At 68.3% G+C, this 25499-nt stretch carries 21 protein-coding genes; 7 read left to right on the forward strand and 14 right to left on the reverse strand.

The window, feature by feature from the left end:
- Positions 1-215: 215 nt before the first annotated feature.
- Entirely contained in the window at positions 216-1976 is a 1761-nt protein-coding gene (arc, locus tag AB0M22_RS24355; RefSeq protein ID WP_150404558.1) for a proteasome ATPase, read from the reverse strand.
- A 179-nt stretch (positions 1977-2155) separates the two neighbouring features.
- On the opposite strand from arc, the gene AB0M22_RS24360 reads away from it, so the two are divergent.
- Positions 2156-2674, forward strand: a complete 519-nt coding sequence (locus AB0M22_RS24360; protein ID WP_364730984.1) for a hypothetical protein — start codon at positions 2156-2158, stop codon at positions 2672-2674.
- 58 nt (positions 2675-2732) lie between these two features.
- On the opposite strand, the gene AB0M22_RS24365 is transcribed toward AB0M22_RS24360, so the two are convergent.
- Complete coding sequence (locus tag AB0M22_RS24365) at positions 2733-3566, reverse strand: tRNA (adenine-N1)-methyltransferase (protein WP_364730987.1); 834 nt, start codon at positions 3564-3566, stop codon at positions 2733-2735.
- A gap of 114 nt (positions 3567-3680) precedes the next feature.
- Between AB0M22_RS24365 and AB0M22_RS24370 the strand changes: the two genes are divergently transcribed.
- On the forward strand, positions 3681-4592 hold the full coding sequence (locus tag AB0M22_RS24370; protein WP_364730989.1) for a RecB family exonuclease: 912 nt from the start codon (positions 3681-3683) through the stop codon (positions 4590-4592).
- 7 nt (positions 4593-4599) lie between these two features.
- Here AB0M22_RS24370 and AB0M22_RS24375 read toward each other — a convergent pair whose 3' ends face one another.
- From AB0M22_RS24375 to AB0M22_RS24395, 5 genes are all read right to left on the reverse strand, one after another.
- The gene (locus AB0M22_RS24375) at positions 4600-4758 is read right to left on the reverse strand and encodes a hypothetical protein (RefSeq protein WP_364730991.1); all 159 of its coding nucleotides are present in this window, start codon (positions 4756-4758) and stop codon (positions 4600-4602) included.
- A 210-nt stretch (positions 4759-4968) separates the two neighbouring features.
- A complete protein-coding gene (locus tag AB0M22_RS24380; protein WP_364730994.1) occupies positions 4969-6180 on the reverse strand; it encodes a putative sulfate exporter family transporter in 1212 nt (403 codons plus the stop codon).
- Positions 6180-6314, reverse strand: coding sequence for a hypothetical protein (locus tag AB0M22_RS24385; protein WP_364730996.1), 135 nt, complete (start codon positions 6312-6314; stop codon positions 6180-6182). The genes AB0M22_RS24380 and AB0M22_RS24385 overlap by 1 nt, the downstream gene beginning before the upstream one ends.
- A 125-nt stretch (positions 6315-6439) precedes the next feature.
- Positions 6440-7291: an ATP phosphoribosyltransferase gene (gene hisG / locus AB0M22_RS24390; protein ID WP_364730998.1), complete on the reverse strand. Its 852-nt coding sequence runs from the start codon at positions 7289-7291 to the stop codon at positions 6440-6442.
- 48 nt (positions 7292-7339) lie between these two features.
- Positions 7340-7621 (reverse strand): phosphoribosyl-ATP diphosphatase, encoded by a 282-nt coding sequence (locus AB0M22_RS24395; RefSeq protein WP_174412539.1) that lies wholly within the window; start codon positions 7619-7621, stop codon positions 7340-7342.
- Positions 7622-7692: 71 nt separating this feature from the next.
- Between AB0M22_RS24395 and AB0M22_RS24400 the strand changes: the two genes are divergently transcribed.
- Positions 7693-8667, forward strand: a complete 975-nt coding sequence (locus AB0M22_RS24400) for a nitronate monooxygenase (RefSeq protein ID WP_364731001.1) — start codon at positions 7693-7695, stop codon at positions 8665-8667.
- On the opposite strand, the gene AB0M22_RS24405 is transcribed toward AB0M22_RS24400, so the two are convergent.
- From AB0M22_RS24405 to metH, 6 genes are all read right to left on the reverse strand, one after another.
- Positions 8668-10482, reverse strand: coding sequence for a choline/carnitine O-acyltransferase (locus AB0M22_RS24405; protein ID WP_364731003.1), 1815 nt, complete (start codon positions 10480-10482; stop codon positions 8668-8670). It lies immediately after the preceding gene.
- The gene (locus tag AB0M22_RS24410) at positions 10479-11315 is read right to left on the reverse strand and encodes a class I SAM-dependent methyltransferase (protein ID WP_364731005.1); all 837 of its coding nucleotides are present in this window, start codon (positions 11313-11315) and stop codon (positions 10479-10481) included. Before AB0M22_RS24410 ends, AB0M22_RS24405 begins: the two co-directional genes overlap by 4 nt.
- Before the next feature lie 61 nt (positions 11316-11376).
- On the reverse strand, positions 11377-12240 hold the full coding sequence (locus tag AB0M22_RS24415; protein ID WP_364731008.1) for an arpA protein: 864 nt from the start codon (positions 12238-12240) through the stop codon (positions 11377-11379).
- Positions 12241-12389: 149 nt separating this feature from the next.
- Positions 12390-13061 carry an HAD family phosphatase gene (locus AB0M22_RS24420; RefSeq protein WP_364731010.1) on the reverse strand — a complete coding sequence of 224 codons (672 nt, stop codon included), beginning with the start codon at positions 13059-13061 and terminating at the stop codon, positions 12390-12392.
- A gap of 115 nt (positions 13062-13176) precedes the next feature.
- The gene (locus tag AB0M22_RS24425) at positions 13177-14895 is read right to left on the reverse strand and encodes a protein kinase (protein WP_364731013.1); all 1719 of its coding nucleotides are present in this window, start codon (positions 14893-14895) and stop codon (positions 13177-13179) included.
- 478 nt (positions 14896-15373) lie between these two features.
- On the reverse strand, positions 15374-18970 hold the full coding sequence (gene metH, locus AB0M22_RS24430) for a methionine synthase (protein WP_364731016.1): 3597 nt from the start codon (positions 18968-18970) through the stop codon (positions 15374-15376).
- A 149-nt stretch (positions 18971-19119) separates the two neighbouring features.
- Between metH and AB0M22_RS24435 the strand changes: the two genes are divergently transcribed.
- Positions 19120-20004: a PAC2 family protein gene (locus AB0M22_RS24435; protein ID WP_364731018.1), complete on the forward strand. Its 885-nt coding sequence runs from the start codon at positions 19120-19122 to the stop codon at positions 20002-20004.
- Between the two features lie 458 nt (positions 20005-20462).
- Here the strand turns inward: AB0M22_RS24435 and AB0M22_RS24440 are convergent, their stop codons facing one another.
- Positions 20463-20768, reverse strand: coding sequence for a hypothetical protein (locus AB0M22_RS24440; protein WP_150404546.1), 306 nt, complete (start codon positions 20766-20768; stop codon positions 20463-20465).
- Between the two features lie 328 nt (positions 20769-21096).
- Between AB0M22_RS24440 and AB0M22_RS24445 the strand changes: the two genes are divergently transcribed.
- The 3 genes from AB0M22_RS24445 (at position 21097) to AB0M22_RS24455 (ending at position 25497) form a co-directional block, all read left to right on the forward strand.
- The gene (locus tag AB0M22_RS24445) at positions 21097-22236 is read left to right on the forward strand and encodes an XRE family transcriptional regulator (RefSeq protein ID WP_364731021.1); all 1140 of its coding nucleotides are present in this window, start codon (positions 21097-21099) and stop codon (positions 22234-22236) included.
- Between the two features lie 118 nt (positions 22237-22354).
- Positions 22355-24079, forward strand: a complete 1725-nt coding sequence (locus AB0M22_RS24450) for a TIGR02677 family protein (RefSeq protein WP_364731024.1) — start codon at positions 22355-22357, stop codon at positions 24077-24079.
- The gene (locus AB0M22_RS24455) at positions 24079-25497 is read left to right on the forward strand and encodes a TIGR02678 family protein (RefSeq protein ID WP_364731960.1); all 1419 of its coding nucleotides are present in this window, start codon (positions 24079-24081) and stop codon (positions 25495-25497) included. The genes AB0M22_RS24450 and AB0M22_RS24455 overlap by 1 nt, the downstream gene beginning before the upstream one ends.
- Positions 25498-25499 lie beyond the last annotated feature (2 nt).

The raw sequence follows: 25499 nt of genomic DNA on the forward strand, positions 1-25499 counted from the left end.
CACACGAAAAAGCCGCGCCCCCAACGGAGACGCGGCCCTTCGTACTGAAACCTACAGGTACTGACCCGTGCTGGATTCGGTGTCGATCGCCCTGCTCGCGCTGGCGTTCTTGCCGGTGAATTAGACGCAGCCGGATGTAGACGATCCGCTCGCCCGAACCCAGCCACACGAAAAAGCCGCGCCCCCAACGGAAGCGCGGCCCTTCGTACTGAAACCTACAGGTACTGACCCGTGCTGGATTCGGTGTCGATCGCCCTGCTTGCGCTGGCGTTCTTGCCGGTGACCAGCGTGCGGATGTAGACGATCCGCTCGCCCTTCTTGCCCGAGATGCGCGCCCAGTCATCGGGATTCGTGGTGTTGGGCAGGTCCTCGTTCTCGGAGAACTCGTCCTGGATCGAATCGTAGAGATGCTGGAGACGCAGGCCGGGGTTGCCGGTGTCGAGGACGGACTTGATGGCGTACTTCTTGGAGCGGTCCACGATGTTCTGGATCATGGCGCCGGAGTTGAAGTCCTTGAAGTACAGGACTTCCTTGTCACCGTTGGCGTAGGTGACCTCCAGGAAGCGGTTGTCCTCGCTCTCGGCGTACATCCGGTCGACGACCCGTTCGATCATCGCCTGCACGCACGCCAGCTTGTCGCCGCCGAACTCGGCGAGATCGTCGGCGTGCAGGGGCAGCGTCTCCGTGAGGTACTTGGAGAAGATGTCCTGCGCCGATTCGGCGTCCGGCCGCTCGATCTTGATCTTCACGTCCAGGCGGCCGGGCCGCAGGATCGCGGGGTCGATCATGTCCTCGCGGTTGGAGGCGCCGATCACGATGACGTTCTCCAGGCCCTCGACGCCGTCGATCTCCGAAAGCAGCTGCGGGACAACCGTGGTCTCCACATCGGAGGACACGCCCGAACCGCGGGTGCGGAAGATGGAATCCATCTCGTCGAAGAACACGATCACCGGGGTGCCCTCGGACGCCTTCTCCCGGGCCCGCTGGAAGATGATCCGGATGTGGCGCTCGGTCTCACCCACGAACTTGTTCAGCAGCTCGGGGCCCTTGATGTTCAGGAAGAACGACTTGGCTTCCTTGGCATCCTCACCGCGCGCCTCGGCGATCTTCTTGGCCAGCGAGTTGGCCACCGCCTTGGCGATGAGCGTCTTACCGCAACCGGGCGGACCGTAGAGCAGCACACCCTTGGGCGGGCGCAACGCGTACTCGCGGAACAGGTCCTTGTGCAGGAAGGGCAGCTCCACCGCATCGCGGATCTGTTCGATCTGCCGGCCGAGGCCGCCGATATCGGTGTAGTCGACGTCCGGAACCTCTTCCAGCACAAGGTCTTCGACCTCGGCCTTGGGAATGCGCTCGAACGCGAAGCCCGCCTTGGTGTCCACCAGGAGTGAATCACCGGGGCGCAGCTTGCGAATCGGGGAGTCCGGGTCGTCCATGTCGTCGTACTCGGCGACCTTGGCCAGCGGACCCGCCAGCCAGACCACGCGTTCCTCGTCGGCATGACCGACAACGAGGGCACGACGGCCGTCATCGAGGATCTCCCGCAGGGTGCCGATCTCGCCGATCGCGTCGAACACGCCGGCCTCGACGACCGTGAGCGCCTCGTTGAGGCGCACGGTCTGCCCGTATTCCAGGGTCGAGGTCTCGATGTTCGGTGAACACGTCAGCCGCATCTTGCGGCCCGAGGTGAACACGTCGACCGTCTGATCGTCGTAGACGCCGATCAGAATGCCGTACCCGCTCGGCGGCTGACCGAGCCGATCGACTTCCTCCCGGAGCGCGATCAGCTGCTGCCGCGCCTCCTTGAGGGTGTCCATCAGCTTGGTGTTGCGAATCGTCAGCGAATCGATGCGGGCTTCCAATTCCCGTGCACGATCCGGCGAATCGGCGAGTTGCCTGCGGAGTGCAGCCGCTTCGGCGCGTACCGCCTCGAGCTCTCTCCAGGCCGCCGAATCCGAATTCTCGATGGGGCTCATGTGCTGCTCCTCCCAGTCCCGGTCTATCAACGCTACCGGGCGCGAACCGTTCTCGCTTTCCGACATGGTTTCGTCGTGATCACATCTGGGCTGCGATCGACCGCCGGATAACCATGTTAGCCTGCCCTAACCCGCACTCGGTGAGCCAGCTCGCCGACCGAGCCGAAAGGTTGCTGAAGATGCTCCTTCCCGCCAGAACCCTCCGAGTTTCTCTTGCTACCGCTGCCGCCGCCCTCGCCGTTACCGCCGGGCTCGTCGGCTGTAGCTCCGATGACAACAAATCCGATGCCACAGTCTCTTCCTCCAGCGCAGCGACCGCTAGTGCGGCCAGCAGCGCCGCGCCGTCCGCGGCCGCGAGCGCGCCGACGCCGGAGACGTTGCAGGCGGTGCTGGTCAAGTTGTCCGATCCGGCGGTACCCACGGCCGACAAGGCCAAGCTGATCGTCGACGGCGAAAAGCGCACGGCGAACATCGATCAGATGAACAAGGGTCTGGCCGGGTACGCGCTGACCTTCGCAGTGGCCGATGTCACAGTCCAGGGCAACACCGCGACCGCGCAGGTGACCATCAACTCGCCGCACGGCGCCGCGCCCGCGATGCCCATCACCTGGGAGAACGTCGGCGGCACCTGGAAGCTCTCGGACGCCAGCGGCTGCCTGCTGCTCGGCTTCGCGCAGGCGCCCTGCGTTCCTGCCTGATCCACGACGACGGCCGAGGGCGGTGTGCGGACGCCCTCGGCCGTTGCCGGTCGGCGCGTCAGCCCTTCGACGGCCTGCGCTGCGGCTTGGGGGTCACCGTGCCCTCGGCGAGCTTGCGTGCGCTCACCAGGAAGGCCGTATGGCCCTGCATACGGTGCTCGGGGCGCACCGCGAGGCCGACCACGTGCCAGCCGCGCACGATCGATTCCCAGGACCGCGGTTCGGTCCAGCATTCCTGTTCGCGCAGCGCCTCCACCACCTTCGACAGCTGCGTGACCGTGGCCACGTAGATGATCAGCACGCCGCCGGGCACCAGCGCCTTGGCCACCGAAGGCAGCGCGTCCCAGGGCGCGAGCATGTCGAGCACCGCGCGATCGACCGGTTCGCCGTCGAAGTCGGCGACATCGCCGACCGTCAGCGACCAGTTAGCCGGACGTTCGCCATAGAACGTTTCGACGTTGCGGATGGCGTGATCGGCATGATCCTGGCGAATTTCGTACGAGATGACCTCGCCCTGCGGCCCGACGGCGCGCAGCAGCGAACAGGTCAGCGCGCCGGAACCCGCGCCGGCCTCCAGTACCCGCGCGCCGGGGAACATGTCGCCCTCGTGCACGATCTGGGCGGCGTCCTTCGGGTAGATGACGGCGGCGCCGCGCGGCATGGAGAGCACGTAGTCGATCAGCAACGGGCGCAACGCCAGATACGGGGTGCCGTTGGTGGAGTTGACCACCGAGCCCTCGTCGGCGCCGATCAAGCTGTCGTGCTTGATCCCACCGCGATGGGTGTGGAACTCCTTGCCCTCCTCCAAGACCACCGTGTACAGGCGGCCTTTGGCATCGGTCAGCTGTACCCGGTCACCGAGGGTGAATGGCCCGGTCCGTCTGGCCGTCATGAATCTCCGTTCGCTGGAAGAGCAGTGTCCTGAATAGTCCCGCACCGGGGTGCGGCCTCGCGCATTCGCGCTCGCAAGCGCTCTATGTCGGTGCCGCCGGATAGCCTGCCAGGTATGAGCTCGCCCGTGTCCACGCCCCCTACCGACGGCGCACCCGCGTCCGATCCCGGTGCGGCGGCGAGCCGATCGCGTCCGGCGCTGTCGCCTTCGCGGGCAATGGATTTCAAGCAGTGCCCGCTGAAGTACCGGTTCCGGGCGATCGACCGGATCCCGGAGCCGCCCAATCGCAACGCGCTGCGCGGCACGGTGGTGCACGCGGTGCTGGAAGACCTGTACGGCCTGCCCGCGGTGCAGCGGCAGCCACAGTGCGCGGAGGGGCTGATCGTGCCCGCGTGGGCGCGGGTGGCGGCCGAATGGCCCGCGGTGACCGAGCTGATCACCGACGACGAGCTGGACGGCTTCCTGGCCGAGGTGCGCTCGCTGGTGCAGGCGTACTACCGGCTGGAGGATCCGACGCGCTTCGATCCGGAGTCGCGGGAGGCGCGGGTCGAGGTGGAGCTCGACGACGGAGTTCTGTTGCGCGGCTTCGTCGATCGGATCGATGTCGCGCCGACCGGGCAGCTACGGGTGGTCGATTACAAGACCGGCCGCGCGCCCGGACCGACGCAGGAGACCAGGGCGCTGTTCCAGCTGAAGTTCTACGCGCTGGTCGTGCTGCGCACCCGCGGCATCCTGCCGGCCCAGCTGCGCCTGATCTATCTGTCCGACGAGCAGATCCTCACCTACGCCCCCGACGAAGAGGAACTACGCCGCTTCGAACGCACCCTCTCCGCGCTGTGGGAGGCCATTCTGGAGGCGGGCCGCACCGGCGACTTCCAGCCGAACACCAGCTGGCTCTGCTCGTATTGCGACTACAAACCCCTATGCCCCGAATTCGGCGGCACGCCGCCGCCCTATCCCGGATGGCCGGCCGGCGGGACCGGCGAGTCGCCGGACGAGACCCTGGCCGATGCGGTGGCCGAATGATCAGGCGTCAGCGACCCGATCCCATGATGAAATCCAGTGACGTGCCGTGTGATCCGATGATTGCCACCGCAACGATCAACACCACGACGCCCACTACGTCACCGGCCAGGATCAGCACGTTCCGGATGCGGGGCCATTTGTCGACTGTTTCGGTTTCCGTCGTCATCGACGTCCCTCCGTACCTCTGTGCGGGGGCCCATAGCGGCGCCCCGACGTTCTCTGGGTGATTTCGCCCGACACATCGCACAGTGTCACCGACACCCCATGAAGTTTTGGTGAAGGCTCGCGGAACAGCCCGCCGGGCTGCACCGCCGCGCGCACAACTGGGCAGATTACAACGCGCGCGGCGGCCCGGCCACTACTTCGCCGGATCGATTCAGAGGGTGAAGTTGCGGAACAGCAGCACGGAAAGGCCCAGGCCGACGGCCAGGTTGACCACGACCGCGGAGCCGAACACCACGATCGGCCGCCAGCCCGCCTCACGCAGCCCACGCAGCGAGAACTCCAGACCGATGGAGACGAACGCGAAGATCAGGAACCAGGTGCGCAGATCGTTGATGATCAGGATGTGCGCGGCCCCGGACTTCTTGTCCGCGGACTGTAGGTAGAGCGTGCCGATGACGGACGCGGCGACGAAGCCGAGGACGAACTTCGGGAACCGGTCCCAGAACTGCCGCAGCGAGGGCCGCACGGCGCCGGCGGTGCGTTCCACCTTCAAGGTGAAGTACGCGGTCAACGCGATCGCGACGATGCCGATCAGCGCGTTCTGCGTAGTCTTCACGATGGTGGCGATCTGCAGCGCCTTCTCCCCCGCGATCGCGCCGGACGCCGCAACCGCCGCCGTGGTGTCGATGTTGCCGCCGATCCAGGCGCCGGCCACCGCGTCGGACAGTCCGAGAACGTCGGCCAGCCAAGGCAATACGAAGATCGACGGCAGCGCGAAGATGATCACCAGCGAGGCCGCGTAGGCGATCTGCTCGCGCTTGGCCTGCACCGCACCGGCCGCCGCGATGGCCGCGCTGACGCCGCAGATGGACACCGCGGAGGACAGCAGCGCACGCAGCTTGTCGTCGAGCCCGAGCCGCCCGCCGAGCCACCAGGTGAAGCCGAACACCACGGTGATCAGCAGCAACGCCTGCACGATCGACGGGCCCGCGGCGGTCACCAGGATCTTCAGATTGATCGAGGCGCCGAGCAGCACCACGCCGGTCTTGATGAAGAACTCGGTGCGGAAGCCGGCCGAAAGCCGGTCGCGCAGGGCGAGTTTCGACAGGATGACGTTGCCGAGCAGGCCGATCGCGATGGCGTACACCGGGAACTCGATCGACTTTGCCACCCGCTTGAACGGAGTGTCCGCCGCCCACCGCGGGACGTGGGTGTCGAAGTAGCGGGTCAGCGCACCCAAGACGATGACCACCGCGAGACCCGCCACGATCGCACCCACGGTCGGCCGCGAGATCGCTTGCAGGGCCGCCGTTTCCGACGTCACCCGAGCGGAAGCATCAGCGTCCGCGCCGGTTTCGTCCGACGCGGTGACCACGCTCCCCTCGGCGGCCGGATTGCCTTCGCGCGCCGGCGTATCCGACATCACGGCACCAGCCAATCCGGAATCGCGCCGATCAGGACCAACGCGATCAGCGCCAGTCCGACGATCGCCGCCAGCCAGTCCTCACTCCAGGCGAATGTGCTCCCCGAACGTTGCTCGGGCGATGTCTGTGACACGGGCGTGCTCCTTGCGTTCCTCATCGAGAGGCCGCACGGTAGCAACACCCGGTCACCCGGCACACCGGTTGCGTTCAGCGTGAATTATTCACGCATACAAGACAAATCAGACGGCGATAATCCGCTCAGAAGGCGCGGCAGGAGCGGATGTCGAAGGCGAGGATGGCCTTGGCGCCGAGCTCGGCGAGCTGGTCCATCACCTCGTTGCCCTGCTTGCGCGGCACCATCGCCCGGATCGCGACCCAGCCGTCGTCGGCCAGCGGCGAGACCGTCGGCGACTCCAGGCCCGGCGTGATCTTGACCGCCGCCTCCAGCAGCTCCTTCGGGCAGTCGTAATCGAGCATGATGTACTGCTGGCCGAAGACCACGCCCTGCACACGGGCGATGAGCTGGTTGCGCGCCCGTTCCTGCTGATCGGAGCCGGTGCGTTCGATCAGCACGCCCTCCGAGTCGCACAGCGACTCACCGAACGCGACCAGGTTGTGCTGGCGCAGCGTCCGGCCCGAGCCGACCACGTCCGCGATCGCGTCGGCGACGCCGAGCTGGATGGAGATCTCCACCGCGCCGTCCAGGCGGATCACCTCGGCCTCGATGCCGCGCCGTTGCAGGTCGCTGAGCACGAGGTTCGGGTAGGAGGTGGCGATCCGCTTGTCGTAGAGGTCCTCGACCCGCCAGGCCTGCCCGGCCGGTGCGGCGTAGCGGAAGGAGGAGCGGCCGAAGCCGAGGCCGAGCCGTTCGCTGACCGGCGCGCCGGAATCGAGCGCGAGGTCACGGCCGGTGATGCCGAGGTCGAGTTCGCCCGACCCGACGTAGATGGCGATGTCCTTGGGCCGCAGGAAGAAGAATTCGACCTGGTTGGCCGGATCCAGCACGGTCAGGTCGCGGGCATCGGTCCGCTTGCGGTAGCCGGCCTCGACCAGGATGGCGGTGGCGGCTTCGGACAGGGCGCCTTTATTGGGGACTGCGACGCGCAGCATGGGAGGGGGTCCTTTCGGGAAGTGAAACTACGGAGTAAGACGCGGCCATCACAGATGTCGGTACACGTCTTCGAGCTTCAGTCCACGACCCACCATCAGCACCTGCACCCAGTACAGCAGCTGCGAGATCTCCTCGGCGAGCGACTCGTCGCTCTCGTGCTCGGCGGCCAGCCATACCTCGCCGGCCTCCTCGAGCACCTTCTTACCCTGGCTATGCACGCCCGCGTCCAGCGCGGCCACGGTTCCGGACCCCTCGGGGCGGGTAACCGCACGATCCTGCAGCTCGGCGAACAGGGTTTCGAAGTTCTTCACGATGAGCCATTGTTTCAGACCGGTGTGCGGGACCGTTGCTCCGGCCCATCCCCGCTTTCGACGGCCGCCGCGGTGGGCATGATGGTGCCATGCCGTTCCAGACCGCGCTGACCGAGTTGTTCGCCTTGCGTCACCCGATCGCCCTGGCCCCGATGGGCGGCGTGGCGGGCGGTGAACTCGCCGCCGCGGTGTCGAATGCGGGTGGTTTGGGGCTGATCGGGGCCGGTGGTGGGGACCGTGAATGGTTGGCGCCGCAGTTGTCGATCGTCGCGGAAAAGGCTCGGGCGCCGTGGGGTGTCGGGTTCCTGTCCTGGGCGGTCGAGCCGGACACGCTGCGCTGGGTGCTCGACGAGTACCGGCCCAGTGCGGTGGTGCTGTCGTTCGGGGATCCGAGCCCGTTCGTCGCGGCGGTGCGCGACGCGGGCGTGCCGGTGCTGGTCCAGGTCACGGATCTGGACGAGGCTCGGCGGGCCCGCGATCTCGGCGCGGATGTGATCATCGCGCAGGGCGGCGAGGCGGGTGGGCACGGCGGCGGGCGTTCGACCCTGACGATCGTTCCCGCAGTCGTCGATCTCGTGCACCCGACGCCGGTGCTCGCCGCGGGCGGCATCGCGGACGGTCGTGGACTGGCCGCGGCACTGACGCTCGGTGCGGCCGGTGCGCTGATCGGCACGCGTTTCGAGGCGACGCACGAGGCGCTGCTCGCGCCCGAGGAGGCGAAGGCGATCGTGGCCGCGCGCGGAGACGACACCTCGCGCAATCGGGTCTACGACATCGCGCGCAAGTCCCCGTGGCCGGCGAGGTACACCGCACGCATGCTGCGCACCCCGTTCTTCGACAGCTGGCAGGACCGCGAGGACGAACTGCGCACCGACGCCGCGGCGCAACAGGGCTACGTCGATGCCCTCGACAACGACGACCCGGCGGCGCTGGCGGTCTGGGCCGGCGAGGCCGTGGACCTGATCAGCTCGATCGATTACGCCGCCGACGTCCTCACCCGGATCGTCGCCGAGGCGGACGCCGCCTTCGGACGCGCTGACAACCAGCGCGTCCGCGGCGACTGACTACGCCGAGCCGAGCAGCGCCGCCAAATCGGCCACCGCAGTGCGCAAGTGGTCGGCGAAGGCGTGCATCTCGTCGGCGACCGTGGTCGGCGTGGCCAGATACAGGTTCCAGCGATCCGGCAGCAGGACGTACGCGACGCCGATGCAGCGCGGGCTGGTGGAGCCGAAACCGAAGTAGCGGATGTTGACCGACGGCGCCGAGCTGGTGCTCAGGTAGTCGTCGCGCATGATCAGCCAGCCGGGGCTGTCGTAGAGCGGAATCGTCTCGGTGACACCGAGTTCCGCGCCACGGCGACGCTGGATCCACTGGAGTTCCCAGAGGTGCTGTTCCGGTGCGTCACCGGCCTGGCACTGCTTGGCTCGAGCGACGTGCGCCGCGGCCGCGGTACGCGCGGCAGCGAGCTTGACCGCCTGATCGACCTCCGGGTCCTGCACCGCGTCGACGAACGCGATCATCTCCGGGGTGATCACCCGCATGGCCTCGGTGCGGCCGTTGCGGTACTGCCGGGTGGCGATGGATTCGTAAGTGGCGCCGGTGATTCCCTTGCTGCGCCGGTGCGCGAGCTGATAGCTCAACTGCGCGAACGCATCCGGGGAGATGCCGAGCTGCTTGGCCTTGGTGGTGCCGAAATCCGGGAAAGACACCGTCTGCGTGGCGTTTTCGGCGGCATAGCGGGCGAAGTCGGCCCCGGCCGCGGCAATGTCGTTGCGCTGCGCGGCGTCCAGCACGAAGTCGATCGGCTCGACTGCGGGCAGGCCCTGCGCCTGCGCCCCGGATCGCTCGGCATGATCCTGCGCCGAGGTCTCCAGCAGGGCGTCGACGAAGGACAGCACGGTGGTGCCGTCCAGCCCGCAGTGCTCGATGTTGATGCCCGCCTGGCCATCCGCGAAGACGATGAACGACACCGCCTTGTCGAACCAGCGGTTCGCGCTGTCGCCGTGCAGCAGGTTGTCACACGCCTGCTGCTCGTCGGCCGGCGCGAAATCCTCCAGGCAGACGCAGAACAGCGCGGTCTCGATGGCGTCCAGCGCCGCGGCGTTGGTCGGCTCGGCCAGCAACTCCTGCCTGCTCGCCGCCCATTCGGCCCGCGCCTTGGTGGTGAGATGGCCTACCGCGGAATCGGTTCGGGTCGAGCGGGCACCCGTCTTGAGCACCTCGCGCAGCCCGCAGGCCAGGTCGTCCAGCGAGTGCGGCACGCCGTCCGGGCCGATCGCGTCCATCCGGAAGATGCTGCCGCGGAAGAAGACCACGATGTGCCTGGCGTCGGACGGGCCGGGCCATTCCTCGCTGTAGGGCACCCGGACGCTGTCCTGCTCCGCGCCGGGGATCCGGGTCTCGGAGAACAGATATTTGTTCTGCCACATGGACAGCGCCTGCCCGCGTTGCAGCACCGGCGGGATCGCCTCGGCGTCCAGAGCGATCTTGTAATCCACCGCGGCGGCGATGATTCCGGCCGCCCGATCCACCTGGGTGGCGGCGGTCGAGGTGGCCAGCACGGTCTCGTCCCGGAACAGGAAGAAGAAGTTGGCGTTCAACGCGATCCGGTCGCGCCGGCCCAGGTAGCGCGACGGCCAGAACAGGTCGAGCCAGCTGCCGGTGCCGGGGGCGGCGTCGTACTCGGCCAGGGCCGCGTGCAGCGTGCGGCCGGGGCCGTCCGCGCGCAGCAGGTCGGTAACCGCCGCCTCGGTGGTGGCGAGTTCGTCGGCGGTCAGCAGCGGTGCGCACCACTGCAGAAATCTGTCGCAGCTGGCCTCCAGCGTCGGCAGGGGCACCCGGGGCAGGGTGTCGTCGGCGGCGAACGTGCGTTCGGTCAATGCTGGTCCTCGGTGTCGGCGTGGTGCTTCGGCAACGGTCGCGATAGGTACAGGCCGGCGTAGAGCCAGCCGTCGGTTTCCCGGTCGGTGGTGTCGATTCCCTTGGCGGACAGGGTGTTCAGCACCTGGGTCTGCTCGGCCGCGGAGGCGAACCTGCGCTGCTGGTAGAGCCCCGGCGCCTGTTCGGTCCGGTAGCCGAGCGCGGCGAGGTCCGCGGCGATCGGCGCGAAGTCGAACATGCGCAGCACGAAGTGTGCCATCCATGGTCGCCGACGCGGATGCGCGGTGGCGACCCGGGTCAGCGTTTTCTCCGTGACATAGCCGATGCAACCGGTGGAGATGATGATGTCCGCGCTGGCCAGCAGCTCGCGCTGCTCGTCGGTCGGCTCGCCGGACTCCAGGTCGGCGTGCACGGTGTCGTGCAGCAGGCCGGTCTCTTTCGCGTAGGCGAGCGCGGGCGCGGAGGCGTCCATGCCGAGGAAACGGACGTCGGTGAGGCTGTCCCGGCTGCCCAGATCGGCGCGGTCGCGGGCGACGAGCGCCGCGTGCTCCCCCTCGGCGGTGCGGTAGTGCTCGGCGAGGTCCCGCATCGTGGTGTCGAAGCGCAGCAGCGCCGCGTTGACGCCGTAGGAGCAGCCGAGGTCGAGGACGGTGGGGGTGCTGACTCGCGCGGACGCGCGATACTCCCGAATCTGCTGCTGGAACACGGGTTTCGCCAGTTCCGGAATGCGATAGTCGAGGTCGGACATGCGGGCGTAGTAGTCGCGTGGATCGGGACGATCGTAAATGTCGTCGAAGGAGGCTTTCCCGGTCGTGTGTAACGGCACTGCCACAGTCGTTCCTCTCGGGTCGAGCGGTTGTTCCCGATCACTGGAATCGATCGGGCCGTTCGGCTCAGTCGAGCAAACGGTCGCCGCGGACAACGTCGGCCGCGGCGGCCAGATGGTCGGGTAGTACACGGCCGAAGAGTTGCCGGGTGCGCTCCACGGTGCCGATCACGCCGGGGCGGTCGGTGTAGGCGAAGATCGCCGAATGCCGTTGCGTGGCACCGGCGACGGGCGACACCCGGTGCAGCGAGAAGCGCCCCTGGAACAGTTGCAGGTCACCGGGGCGCAGGTCGAGGCGCTGGATCAGGCCCTCCCCCACGCCGGTGAGCACGGCGCGCACATCGTCGAGGTGCTCGGCCTCCGGCGTGCGAATGTTGGGGCAGTACTCGAAGATTCCGCCCGCCTCGGCGGGTTGGGTCAGCATGCTGACGGTGAATTCGTTGGTGTCGAAGTGCCACGGATGCGACATGCCGGGCGCAACCACGTTGAGGCACAGGCCCGCCAGCGGATCGGCGAACTCGTGCAACTCGGCCAGGCCGAAGCAATCGGCGACGAAACGCTGAAATCCCTTGTCCGTGTATAGCTGATGGATCAGCGCGTCGGCAGGGATGCGGTCGCGCGGCACGAACGCGTTACCGCGCTCCAGCACGATGACGCCCGGATGGTCTTGCGGCAGTTCGGTATCCAGCGGGATGTTGTACGCGTTGACCCGCTCGACCTCGTAGTAGGCGTGCGGCGCCATCGCATCGCCCTGTGTCCGGAGCGTTTCGGTCAGTTCCGGCCGGATGAAACCGCGCAGCACGGTGCACCCGCTCGCGGCCAATTCCGCCCGCGCGTGCGCCACGGCGGCGCTGCGGCCGGGGTCCGCGGAATTCGCCAGGGGATACCGTGCGGTATCTACGATCTCGTCGAGGACACCCAACGCTGCCATGGCGACATTCTGGTAGAGCGGACCGCCGACACGCCCGGGATTGGGCGAGATTGCCGGTGATCGCGGTCACACCTACCAGCAGCGCGCACTACCGTTGCGGCACAGTAACTCTCGATGAAGCGCGGTCGGGAGTGTCGAACGGCGACCGGTCAGCCGCGCTGCTTCAGCGCTTGTTCGAGGTCATCGACCGTCAGCCCGACCAACGTGTCGCGGAAGCTGCGACCGGGTCCGTCCGGCACCGCGATCTCGCACGGGATCACGATCACCGCGCAGCCCGCGGCGTGCGCCGCCCGGGTGCCGGTCGGCGAATCCTCCACCGCCACACAGTCGCGCGGATCGACGCCGAGCAGCTCGGCGGCGCGCAGGTACACATCCGGCGCCGGCTTGCCCTGCGCAACTTCGTCACCGCAGACCGACACGTCGAAGAAATCGCGGCCCAAGGTGTCGAGCCCGTACTCGGCGAGCGACCGCTTGGTATTGGTGACGAGCGCCGACTTCAGCCCGGCGGCCCGGACCAACCCCAGCGCATCCTTCGCGCCCGGCCGCCACGGGATCGGGCCGGTCATCAACTCGGTCACCCGGTGCTCGATGAACTCCCCCGCGACGCCCAGCGCCTCGGCGGTCGGCTCGATGCCGATACCGGTGAACAGCAGCCGCAGCGCGTCCGGACCGGACGCACCGATGAAGGTATGCCGGAGCTCGTCGGTCAGCTCACGGTCGTGCCGGCCGGCGAGTTCGCGCATCGCGACATCCCAGAGCTTCTCCGAATCCAGGAGCGTGCCGTCCATATCCCACAGAACAGCGACTGGTCGCGCGGTCACACGTCTCCTCGTTCGATTACCGATCAGGCCGTAGCCACGATAACCGCCGCACCCGAGGCGCCGCCGTGGCCAGTTGCGTAGTTGTGGCCTCTACCACGCCGGGACGCGGGCTTGCTTACGTTCCCGACGCGGTAATCAGCATGCGGCCGTTCTCGGCGGCGACCTGGAACCAGCGGGTCTCGTTCACCGTCTCGCCGTTCTTCTTCACATAGGTGAGCGAGGCAACCGCGCGATTCTCGCCGTTCGGCGTCACCGAGCGAACGGTGATCGAGCTGATCGTGCCCCACCAGCGGACGTACTCGTTGTAGCCGCCGGCCACGCCCTGATACCCGGGCGAGAGCTGGGACCACGCGGCGCTGGGATTGCCGGGGAGCATGCCGTAGTAGCCGGACACGAACTGGGAAACCTTCTCCGGCGTCGGCGGACCGAACGGCGTCGCGCTGACGCTCGGCGCGGGAGTCGTCGGCGGCGCGGACGAGGGCGGGGCCGAGGAGGAGGGCGGGGCCGACGACGGCGTGGGCGTCCCGCTCGGCTGCCCCGACGGGGAGGGGGTGGTGACCGGCACCGGCGACTCCGGCTGGCCGGGGCCCGCCGCGTTCGGCGGCTGCGCCGGGACCTCGGCGGACGAGGACGTGATCGTGGTCCCCGGCGGCGTCGCGGTGTCGCTGCCCTTGCGATCGTTGGTGAGGAAGGCGACGAGTCCGATCACCGCGAGCACCACGACGAACGCGGCGCCGGCCATGGCGAGCGAGCGATTGCGCGACGGCCCGCTGCCCGGGCCGCCCGGCAGCGTCGCACCGCTGCGCGGCGGGACCGGCGGCTGCGCGGAAACGGATTCGGCGACAGGCGGATTGGTCAGCGCGGCGGTCGGCACCACGGTGGTCGCGTCGTTCGCGTTGCTGCCCGCGGCGTCGGTGCTCGTCGGCGAACTCGGTTGCGGCAGAACGGTGGTCGCGTTGTCCGCACCGGGTGCGGGCAGCGCCTTGGTGAGCGCGGGCACGCCCAGGCTCGGAACCCGGCCCTCCGCAACGGCTTCCAGCGCCTTCTGCGCCTCACGCATGGTCGGGCGCGCGTCGATGGTCGGGGCGAGCAGGCGCAGCAGGACGGGACCGAGCGCGCCGGCGTGCTCGGGCGTCGGCACCTGTCCACGCGCGACGGCGTGCAGCACGGCCAGCGGGTTGTCGCCCTCACCGAACGGCGGCAGGCCCTCCACGGCGGCGTAAAGCGTTGAGCCGAGGGCGAATACGTCGGAGGCCGGTTCCGGGTTCTCGCCGCGCGCCACCTCGGGCGCGAGGTAGGCCGGGGTGCCGGCCAGGAAGCCCGTGGCGGTCACGGTGACGTCGCCGACGGCGCGGGAGATGCCGAAGTCGGTGATCTTCACCGTGCCGTCGTCGCCGACCAGCAGGTTGGCCGGCTTCACGTCGCGGTGCATGATGCCCGCGTCGTGCGCGGCGGCAAGCGCGCCGGCCGCTTGCGCGCCGATCCGGGCGACCTCGACCGGGGACAGGGTGCGCTTGCCGGAGAGCTTGGCCGCCAGGCTCGGCGCGTCCATGTATTCCATGACCAGCCACGGCTGGCCGTCTTCCTCGGCGACGTCGAAGACGGTGATCGCGTGCGGATGATGCAGGCGCGCGGCGATGCGCCCCTCGCGCATGGCGCGCAGCTTCGCCTCCAGCGCGGCGGTGCGGGTCAGTCCGGGCCCGAGGATGAGCTGTTTCACCGCGACCGTGCGTCGCAGGCGGACGTCGGTGCCGCGCCAGACGACGCCCATCGCGCCTGTGCCGATCGGATCCGTGAGTCGATACCGTCCCGCGATCAATCGGTCCGCCGTCATGCTGTTGTGCCTTCCTGCTTACGCGCCGAGCTGGTACTGCAGTGGCGCGCAACGCCGGGAAATCCCCGAAATTGCTACGCGCCGTAGTCCTTTACACCCGTAAGCAGCGATAGCGACGCATCCGCCGACTGCCCCGGATGCAGTTGCAACGCTTCCGACAATGGCATACCCACCCGACACACATCCACCTCACCGAAAGTCCCCGGGCGATGGCCCAGGTCAGCGCCCCGCCACGCCGAAGCACGAAACACGCTCGGCGCGTCGGGATTTGCCCAAATCATGGCATACGAGCAGGTAGCCAAGGCCCTTGCGGTACGCGAACAGTGTTCCGCAGCACGGTGACCACGATCACTTCGTACCGACCGGTTCGATAACTGATTCGACAGGGGTCCAGGACGCCGTTAGCCGCACACCCGCCGTAGCGAGCGTGCGGCTAACTCGAGGAAAACGCGGGGCGACTCCCCCGCCGAGCCGAGCCTCAGGCGTTGAAGTACTTCGCCTCGGGATGCAGCAGGACGAACGCGTCGGTGGACTGCTCCGGATGCAGCTGAAGTTCCTCGGACAGGACGACGCCGATCCGATCAGCCTCGAGCAGGTCGACCAGTTTGGCACGGTCGTCCAGGTCCGGGCAGGCGCCGTAGCCGAACGAGTAGCGCGCGCCGCGATAGCCCAGTTTGAAGTATTCGAGGACGTCGCTGGGGTCGTCGTCGGCGACCGCGTGCCCGTCCAGGGTCAGTTCCTCGCGCACCCGGCGATGCCAATATTCGGCCAGGGCCTCGGTGAGCTGCACGCCGATGCCGTGCACCTCGAGGTAGTCGCGGTAGTTGTCCGCGGCGAACAACTCGTTGGCGAAATCGGCGATCGGCTGGCCCATGGTGACCAGCTGGAAGGGCAGCACGTCCACCTGACCGGTCTGCTCGGCCCGTTCCCGCGACCGGATGAAGTCGGCGATGCACAGGAAGCGATCGCGCTGCTGACGCGGGAAGGTGAACCGATAGCGTTCGGGCGCACCGGGATTCGGTTCGGTGAGCACGATCACGTCGTCGCCCTCGGACACCGCCGGGAAGTACCCGTAGACCACGGCCGCGTGCTGCAACACACCCTCGGTGCTCAGCCGATCGAGCCAGGCGCGGAACCGCGGCTTGCCCTCGGTCTCCACCAGCTCCTCGTAGCTCGGGCCCTCGCCGCCGCGCTGGCCACGCAGGCCCCACTGGCCGAGGAACAGCGCCCGCTCGTCGAGCAGCCCCGAATACTCGTGCAGGGCCAGGCCTTTCACCACCCGGGTGCCCCAGAACGGCGGCGTCGGCACCGGCACGTCCGCGGCGACGTCGGAGCGCGCGGGCACCTCGATCGGAACCTCGGTCGCCTTGCGCTCCTCGGCGATCCGCTTGGACCGTTCGTGGCGCGCCTTGCGCTGGGCCGCCTTCTCCCGCTCGGCGATCGCCTCCGGGCTGTCCGGGTCGATGCCGCCGCCGCGCTTGCGGGTCATGATGTCGTCCATCAACCGCAGGCCCTCGAACGCGTCGCGGGCGTAGTGCACGTCGCCCTCGTACACCTCGGTCAGGTCGTTCTCGACGTAACCGCGGGTCAGCGCCGCGCCACCGAGCAGCACCGGGAACTGTTCGGCCACGCCCTTGGTGTTGAGCTCCTGCAGGTTTTCCTTCATGATCACGGTCGACTTCACCAGCAGCCCGGACATGCCGATGACGTCGGCCTTCTTGTCCATCGCGGCATCCAGAATGGTCGCGATCGGCTGCTTGATGCCGAGGTTGACCACCTCGTAGCCGTTGTTCGACAGGATGATGTCGACCAGGTTCTTGCCGATGTCGTGCACGTCGCCCTTGACGGTGGCCAGCACGATGCGGCCCTTGCCGCTGTCGTCGGTGGCCTCCATGTGCGGTTCCAGGTAGGCGACCGCGGCCTTCATCACCTCGGCCGACTGCAACACGAACGGCAGCTGCATCTGGCCGGAGCCGAACAGCTCACCGACCGTCTTCATGCCGGACAGCAGCGTCTCGTTGATGATCTGCAACGGCGGGACCTGCTGCATCGCCTCTTCGAGGTCGGCCTCCATGCCGTTGCGCTCGCCGTCGACGATCCGCCGGGCCAGCCGCTCGAACAGCGGCAGCGCCGCCATCTCCTCGGCCCGCGAGGCGCGCGACGACGAGGTCGACACGCCCTCGAACAGGCCCATCAGCACCTGCAACGGGTCGTAGTCCTCGCCGCGGCGGTCGTAGACCAGATCCAGGGCGACCTTGCGCTGCTCGTCCGGAATGCGCGCCATCGGCAAGATCTTCGACGCGTGCACGATCGCGGAATCCAGTCCGGCCTGGACACACTCGTGCATGAACACCGAGTTCAGCACCTGCCGGGCCGCCGGGTTCAGGCCGAAGGAGATGTTCGACAGGCCGAGGGTGGTTTGCACGTCCGGATGCTTGCTCTTCAGCAACCGGATGGCTTCGATGGTCTCGATGCCGTCCTTGCGCGACTCCTCCTGGCCGGTGCCGAGGGTGAAGGTCAGCGTGTCGATGATGATGTCGCTTTCCAGCACACCCCAGTTGCCGGTGATGTCCGCGATGAGCCGCTCGGCGATGGCCACCTTCTTCGCGGCGGTGCGGGCCTGGCCCTCCTCGTCGATCGTCAGCGCGACCACGGCGGCGCCGTGCTCGGCGACCAGCCGCATGGTCTGCTGGAACCGCGATTCCGGTCCGTCGCCGTCCTCGTAGTTCACCGAGTTCACCGCGCAGCGACCGCCGAGGTGCTCCAAACCGGCCTTCAGCACCGGGGTTTCGGTGGAGTCGAGCATGATCGGCAGCGTCGAGGAGGTGGCCAGCCGGGCAGCCAGCGCCTCCATGTCCTTCGCGCCGTCGCGGCCGACGTAGTCGACGCACAGGTCGAGCATGTGCGCACCGTCGCGGGTCTGGTCCTTGGCGATGTCGAGGCACTTCTGCCAGTCCTCGGCCAGCATCGCGTCGCGGAAAGCCTTGGAGCCGTTGGCATTCGTCCGCTCGCCGATCATCATGACCGACGCTTCCTGCTCGAACGGCACCGCCGTGTACATGCTGGACACCGCGGGCTCGTGCACCGGGGTGCGCCGATCGTCGAGCGGCGGCAGCTTGGGCTCGATCTCGCGGACCGCCTCGGTCACCTGCCGGATGTGCTCGGGGGTGGTGCCACAGCAGCCGCCGACCAGCGCGAGGCCGAACTCGGAGACGAAGCCGCTCAGCGCGACCGCCAATTCCTCCGGGGTGAGCGGGTATTCGGCGCCGTGCTTGCCGAGCACCGGCAGCCCGGCGTTCGGCATCACCGACACCGGTACCTGCGCGTGCCGGGACAGATGCCGCAGATGCTCGCTCATCTCGGCCGGGCCGGTCGCGCAGTTCAGTCCGATCATGTCGATGCCGAGCGGCTCCAGCGCGGTGAGCGCCGCGCCGATCTCACTGCCGACCAGCATGGTGCCGGTGGTCTCCACGGTGACGTGGGTGATGATCGGGATGCGCCGGCCGAGCAGGCGCATGGCCTCCCGGCTGCCGTTCACCGCGGCCTTGACCTGGAGCAGGTCCTGACAGGTCTCGATGAGAATCGCGTCGGCGCCGCCCTCGAGCATGCCGAGCGCGGATTCGGTGTAGGCGTCGCGCAGCGCGGTATAAGGAGCATGGCCGAGGGTGGGCAGCTTCGTGCCCGGGCCCATCGAGCCGAGCACGTAGCGCGGAGTGCCGTCGGCGGAGGGCCCCATCTCGTCGGCCACCTCGCGGGCCAGCCGGGTGCCGCGCTCGGACAGGTCGCGGATGCGGTCCGCGATGTCGTAGTCGGCCAGGTTCGGCAGGTTGCAGCCGAAGGTGTTGGTCTCGACCGCGTCGGCGCCGGCCTCGAAGTACGCGCGGTGAATGTTGCGCAGCACGTCGGGGCGGGTGTCGTTGAGGATCTCGTTGCAGCCTTCCAACCCGATGAAGTCATCGAGGGTCAGATCGGCCGCCTGCAACATGGTGCCCATCGCACCGTCACCGATTACGACACGGCGACGCAACGTGTCGAGGAGCGTGGTGTCGAACACGGCGGGGATGGACGCAGACATGAGATCAAGCGTAATGGTCGGGTGCGACAGTGCAGCTCGCCGAGTCGAGTGGGCACGGACACACCTGGTCACCGCCGCCGCTGCCGAACACGCCGGGCCCGGCCACGGCATACGACACGCCAGTTCCCCGCACACATTAGGCTGACCGAGTGAACCCCAGTGAAACTCCCGATCCGGAACTGCCGACGTTGCGGGAACCGGTGCTGGTTGCGGCCTTCGAAGGCTGGAACGACGCGGGCGACGCCGCAAGCGGAGCCGTAGAGCATCTGGAATTGATCTGGGACGCCGAGCCGCTAGCCGAACTCGATTCCGAGGACTACTACGACTATCAGGTCAACCGGCCGACCGTTCGGCAGGTAGACGGCGTGACCAGGGAAATCCAGTGGCCTTCGACCATGCTGTCGGTCTGCTCGCCCCCGGGCAGCGATCGCGACATCGTGCTGCTGCGCGGCATCGAGCCGAATATGCGCTGGCGCAGTTTCTGCGAGGACCTGCTGGAGTTCATCGAACAGCTCGGCGTGCAAACCGTGGTCATCCTCGGCGCGCTGCTCGCCGACACCCCGCACACCCGTCCCGTTCCGGTCACCGGCTCCGCCTATAGCAAGGAAGCGGCCGAGCGCTTCAACCTGGAGCAGACCCGGTACGAGGGACCGACCGGCATCACCGGCGTGCTGCAGGATCAGTGCGTCAAGGCCGGTGTCCCGGCGGTGTCGTTCTGGGCCGCGGTGCCGCACTATGTTTCGCAGCCGCCGAACCCGAAGGCCACCATCGCGTTGCTGCACCGGGTCGAGGACGTGCTCGATATCGAGGTGCCGCTCGGCGAGCTGCCGACGCAGTCCGAGGAGTGGGAGACCGCGGTCAACGAGATGACCGCGGGCGACGACGAGGTCACCGAGTACGTGCGCTCGCTCGAGGAGCGCGGCGACGCGGCGGTCGACGTGAACGAGGCGATGGCCAAGATCGACGGCGACGCCATCGCGGCCGAGTTCGAGAAGTACCTGCGCAGGCGCGGTCCGGGCAGCTTCGGGCTCTGAACCGCCTGCGGGTCAACCGCTTTGGTCGGCTGGCGGCGATCGAGGGTGCCGAACGGTTGCGGTACGCGCTGCGCACGGTCGTGCTGATCGCCGTGCCGACTGCCGTATGAGTAGCCGTCGCGTTGCTGCTCACCGGCTACTACTGCCGGTGGCTTTTCGCGGCGCGGCGGCGCTGCTGGTCTGAATTCTGTTGGTGGACATGGTCGAGCGGCGCGAACCGTTCCGGTTCGGCATAGCCTGCCCGCGTTGCTGGGTAGCGCTGTCCGGTTGGCCTGGGTGCCCGGCTGTTTCGCTGCGCCGGGGCGGGAGCGACTGGTCATGGCGGGGGCGGCTCGCGCCTGGGCGCCATGGCTGCGGCGGGGCCTCGCCGACAGCTCGCTGTTCGGGCAACACCATGTTCCGGCGTTGCTCGCCTCGCTGTCGGCCGGTGTGGCCGTGGCGAGGATGCGTCCGTGCGTTCAGGTCTCGATGGTCCAGACCTGCGCCGCCGCTTCGCGGGCCAGCTTCGCCAGCAGAATATCCCGCGGGATCGTCTGGCCGGCAAGGTGATCGAGCGACGGCACCACGACGTGATGTGCGTCTGCTCGCTTGAGCTCCTGGGTCAGCTCGACAAATGCCGCGCCGTCACCGGAAGTCGATTCATGGAACGTTGCGGCGAAGCAGAGCCCTTCTTCGCGGGCGAGGGTGCTCATCGCATCCTCTAGCTCTGCACAGTGGCCGTCGGCCAAATCGTCACGCAAGTATCCATAGATCAACGCTTCCACCCGAACCTCCGTTGGATTGGGTACCGCTGCCCTCATGTGGATCTCCCCATTGTGGGGTACTGCGCCTTGCAAGGACAGATGCAATTGCATCTGGTTGAGATGAGATGTGTCCGGCTAACTTTCCGCTCTCATGTCCAGCATGTACAACGCCAACTTGCGAATGTAGATGTCAACCCACTGACACCTATATGCCCTATCTCGGCCACCGGGCGTTAACTGGTGCGATACTACTGACGTGGCCGCTGGAGACGATCGACCCGTCTGGGCAGTCCGGATGCGCTCCGAACGCGATGCGCGGGGGTGGTCACAAGCCGATGCCGTCCGCGTGATGCGCGCCAAGTCATCCCACAACCTGCCGACAGACAGTACACTGCTGCGTAACTGGCGCCGCTGGGAATCGGGCGAGTCGCGGCCGGATGATTTCTACGCACCGATTATTTCCGCCGCCTTCGACACTGTCACTGCGGCGTTCTTCCCCAAAGCCAGGCCGAATCGCGACGATGAGGTGCTCTCGGCAACCGGCATGGACACGCTGGAATTCATCGGGCGCCTGCGCATGTCGGACGTCTCCCCCGCCACCTTGGACGCCATCCGGATCACCGCGGAACGCCTGTGTTGCGAGTACTCCTACGCGGATCCGCACGAGCTGCACGCCGAGGGCACCGGGTGGTTGCGGCGAATTACCTCGCTGCTGGACGGCCGACTGACTTTGGCGCAGCACCGCGACATCCTGGTGCTCGCGGGATGGGTTGCGCTGCTGGTGGGTTGCGTGGACTACGACCTGGGCCGGCGCACCGCCGCGGAGGCGACCCGGCGCGCCGCGCTGTCCCTCGGCCAGGAGGCCGAGAACGCCGAAATCACCGGCTGGGGTGCGGAAATGGCCGCTTGGTTCGCGCTCACCCAGGGTAACTACCGGGGTGCGATCGACGCGGTCGACCAGGCGCTGGAGACCAGCCAGAACCTCGGCGTCGGTGTACAACTCGCCGCGCAGCGGGCCAAAGCCTGGGCGCGCCTAGGCGACAAGCAACAGGTGGAAACGGCCCTGGACGAGGGCCGGGCAATTTTGCAGCGACTCGACCATCCGATCAACCTGGACAACCATTTCGTGGTCGATCCGCAGAAGTTCGACTTCTACGCGATGGACTGCTGCCGCGTCGCGGGTGAGGATCGGCTCGCGGAGACCTACGCGAACGAGGTCATCCGCAATTCGACCAGGGCGGACGGTACGGTTCGCAATCCGATGCGGGTGTCCGAGGCGCACCTGACCCTCGCGGTCGTCGCGGTGCGCAACCGCGATCTGGAACTCGCGGTCGACGAGGGGCTGCGCGCGTTCGCGGGCAAGCGCCGTTCGCTGCCCTCGCTGATGTGGATCGCCGGCGAGGCCGCGCGCGAAATCATCGCCCGCTACCCGGGCGATCCGCGCACCCGGGTGTACCTGGACCAGCTGCGTTCGCTCTCGAACGAGTGACCGGTACCGGTCCGGCACAGCCGGATTCGTCGGCGAACATCCGGCAAACAGGACACGCGCACGCCGAACCGGGTATGTACGCGTCGTCGGCGACCGGCCCGCTACTACCCTGTTCCCGGTGACCGACTCCGTCGACGCCGCCGCGAGCGCCTCCGTCCTGTGGGACGACCGGCTGCGGCTGTTCTCCTTCGCCACCGCCGAGCGCCGCGCCGACTACCTGTGGGTGCTGCGCGCCTTCGACAGCGCGCGGGCCGCCTATGTGGTGTTGCTGCATGCCGACGACGTGGCGGAGTGGATCGAGCGCAACGGACACAGCCTGCGCACTCCCGACCTGCTCGACCTCGCCGAGCCGGTACCCGCGCCTGACGTTGAGGCCCAGCAACATACAGCGGACAAGCAGACCAGTCAGTCTGTAGAAAAATCGCCGGTCGACGATGGTCCCGCGAGCGCTCAGGCCTGGTCCAGCGAGCGCGGCACCCGTCTGAACGCGCCCCGGCTGACCGCGGCCGAAATCGGCCCGCTACTCGATCAACTCCACCAATGGGGCGTGCTGGAACGCAGTTACGACGGAACGCGCGCCGCCACCCTGGCCGAATACCGCAACCGGCACTTCGTCTACCAGTTCTCCCAGGCCGGGTTCCAGGCGTATCGCGCGGTCGCGGGTGTGCTCAACGCCCGACTCGACGAGGCCTCGCTGTCGCGGCTGGTGCTGCCGGAGTTGCTGGCCGATCTGCACACCCTGGCCGCGGCCAACCGCGACGGCGACGCCGAGCGGGTCTACCGCACGCTGCGCCGCCTCGACGCGGCGCTGACCGACATGGCCGCGCGCGCCGCGCACTTCTACCTATCCCTCGGCGATCTGGTGCGGACCACCGAGATCACCCCCGAATCGTTCCTGGCGCACAAGGACGCGCTGCTCGCGCACATGCGCGAGTTCAGCCTCGACCTGGCCCGCTTCGTGCCGCGGCTGGCCGGCGCGATCGCCGAGATCGAGGAGACCGGGGTCGACGAGCTGATCGAACGCGCCGCCGGGTGTGACGAGCGGGTGCTGCTGAGTTTCGCCGAGCGGCAGGCGGATTGGCACGCGCGCTGGGACGGGCTGCGCACCTGGTTCGTCCCGTCCGGCACCGGCGAGCACGCCGGAACCACCGAGGCGGAGCGGCTGCGCGAGGCGACCATGAGCGCCATCGCCGCCGTGCTCTCGCTGCTGCGGCGGGTCACCGAGACCCGGCGCGGCGGGGTGAGCCGGGAGTCGGCGCTGCGGCATCTGGCCGGCTGGTTCACCGCCGCGCCGACCGCGGACAGCGCGCACGCCCTCTACGACGCGGTGTTCGGCCTCGGCCGGCCGCGCCACCTGGCGATGGAGCATCCGGACGCGGACCTGATCCCGACGCAGCGATCCTGGTGGGAGGCACCGCCGTTGGAGATCTCGCGCACGCTGGCCGAGACCGGGCGACCCCCCTCGGCCGGTGCGCCCGCGCGGATCCATCGCAACGACGCGAGCATTCGACGGTTGCGCGAGGTGCAGCTGGACGCGCAACGCGCCCGCGCCGACGCGGCCAAGTCCCTGGCCGCCGCCGACGTGCACGACCGGGTGCTCGACGAACGGGAGACCGAAGTGCTGCTGCGCCTGCTCGACGCCGCGTCCACCGCGTGGGTGCCGGTGAGCGGCCGGGTCGCCGGGACCACCGGTTCCGACAGCGGCGTCACCCTTACTGTCTCCGAACACGACGGGTCTACCGTGGTGCAGACCGCGCACGGGCTGTTGCACCTGAACAACCGCAGGCTAGAGGTGCGTCAGACGACCAGGACCCGGCCGTGCGGCAACGGGGGGCGCGCATGATGCACGGACGCAAGATCGATTCGCTTGCGCTGGACAATTATCAGCGCGCCGCGCGGGTCATCCTGGCCAATCACCTGGTGACCAGGACCTATCCCGATCGGATCGCGCTGCCGCTGATCCGCCGGTGGGCCACCGAGCTGCGCGAGGACCTGGCCGAGCTGTTCGGCTACCGCCTGGAGGTCACCGAGACCACCGCGCGGGTGTTCCCCATCATCGACCGGCTGGACGCGGGCAAGCCCGCGCGCACGCCCGCCGACCGGCTCTTCGATCGCCGCCGCTACGCCTACCTCGCGCTGTCCATCGCCGCGCTCGGCCGGGCCGGGGACCAGATCACCTTGTCGGAGTTGGCCGATCAGGTCGCCGCCTACGCGGGCCGGGTCGAGGGCCTTGAGCTGTCCACCGATCGCGCGGCCGACCGCGACGCCTTCGTCGACGCGGTCGGCTGGCTGACCCATCGCGGCGCGCTCACCCTGGCCGACGGCGACGCGGGCGGCTGGGCCAGCGATCCCGAGGCCGGCGAGGCGCTCTACGACATCGATCGGCCGGTGGTGTTCGCGCTGTTCCGGCCGCCGCGGGCGCTGCAACATCTGCACAGCGTGCGCGGGCTGCTCACCGAAGAGGCCGCGGGCGCAAGCGGTCCCGCGCACGCGCCGACCGCGGCCGACCTGGCCCGCCGGGTGCGGCGGACATTGGTCGAGCGGCCGGTGGTGTATCTCGACGACCTCGCGCCGGCGGAACGACCGGTGCTGGGTCAGGATCGGATCGTCGCCGATGTGGAGATGTTCACCGGGCTCGAGGCCGAGCGACGGGCCGAGGGGGTCGCGCTGATCGATACCTCCGGCCGGCTCTCCGACATCCGCTTCCCGAGCACCGGGACCTTGGCGCAGGTGGGGTTGCTGCTGGCCGGTGAGATCGCCGACCGGGTGCTCGACATCGACAATCCGCTCGAATGGCGAACGGGCGCGCCCGACGCGGGCGAGGCGCTTGCGGCACAGTTGGACGGCGCGATCCCCGAATCGACGGTCTTCGCGCCGCTGGCCGATCTGCGGGCGCTCGACGACTTTGGGACACAACCGGATTCGACGTTCGACGCCGAGGCCGAGGAACCGGTCGAGATGACCTACCCGCTGATCGAATCGGCCTGGGTGCGCGAGACCGTGCAAGCTCTCGCGGATCGATACGGCGCGACCTTCGCCGCCCAGTGGCAGGCCGATGTGCCCGGCCTGACCACCGAGGTGGTGGCCCTGCTGGAGCGGCTGCGCCTGGTGCAGACGGTGGACGACGGGCTGCTGATTCTGCCCGCGCTCGCCCGCTATCGCGGCGCCGTCGTCACGGTCCGCACCAAGCGCACCGAGGAACTGTTCGTCACCGCGGCCGATACCTATGGGGCCGACAGCACTGGCACGGAAGGGGACTGAGG

Source organism: Nocardia sp. NPDC051756 (assembly GCF_040681495.1).
Lineage (GTDB): Bacteria > Actinomycetota > Actinomycetes > Mycobacteriales > Mycobacteriaceae > Nocardia.

Excerpts from the sequence above, each read along its gene's own strand:
- AB0M22_RS24375 (WP_364730991.1), bottom strand. The coding sequence starts at position 4,758 with ATGACGACGGAAACCGAAACAGTCGACAAATGGCCCCGCATCCGGAAC.
- AB0M22_RS24455 (WP_364731960.1), top strand. The coding sequence starts at position 24,079 with ATGCACGGACGCAAGATCGATTCGCTTGCGCTGGACAATTATCAGCGC.
- metH (WP_364731016.1), bottom strand. The coding sequence starts at position 18,970 with ATGTCTGCGTCCATCCCCGCCGTGTTCGACACCACGCTCCTCGACACG.
- AB0M22_RS24425 (WP_364731013.1), bottom strand. The coding sequence starts at position 14,895 with ATGACGGCGGACCGATTGATCGCGGGACGGTATCGACTCACGGATCCG.
- AB0M22_RS24360 (WP_364730984.1), top strand. The coding sequence starts at position 2,156 with ATGCTCCTTCCCGCCAGAACCCTCCGAGTTTCTCTTGCTACCGCTGCC.
- AB0M22_RS24445 (WP_364731021.1), top strand. The coding sequence starts at position 21,097 with ATGCGCGCCAAGTCATCCCACAACCTGCCGACAGACAGTACACTGCTG.
- hisG (WP_364730998.1), bottom strand. The coding sequence starts at position 7,291 with ATGCTGCGCGTCGCAGTCCCCAATAAAGGCGCCCTGTCCGAAGCCGCC.
- AB0M22_RS24370 (WP_364730989.1), top strand. The coding sequence starts at position 3,681 with ATGAGCTCGCCCGTGTCCACGCCCCCTACCGACGGCGCACCCGCGTCC.
- AB0M22_RS24365 (WP_364730987.1), bottom strand. The coding sequence starts at position 3,566 with ATGACGGCCAGACGGACCGGGCCATTCACCCTCGGTGACCGGGTACAG.
- AB0M22_RS24415 (WP_364731008.1), bottom strand. The coding sequence starts at position 12,240 with ATGGCAGCGTTGGGTGTCCTCGACGAGATCGTAGATACCGCACGGTAT.
- arc (WP_150404558.1), bottom strand. The coding sequence starts at position 1,976 with ATGAGCCCCATCGAGAATTCGGATTCGGCGGCCTGGAGAGAGCTCGAG.
- AB0M22_RS24380 (WP_364730994.1), bottom strand. The coding sequence starts at position 6,180 with ATGTCGGATACGCCGGCGCGCGAAGGCAATCCGGCCGCCGAGGGGAGC.
- AB0M22_RS24400 (WP_364731001.1), top strand. The coding sequence starts at position 7,693 with ATGCCGTTCCAGACCGCGCTGACCGAGTTGTTCGCCTTGCGTCACCCG.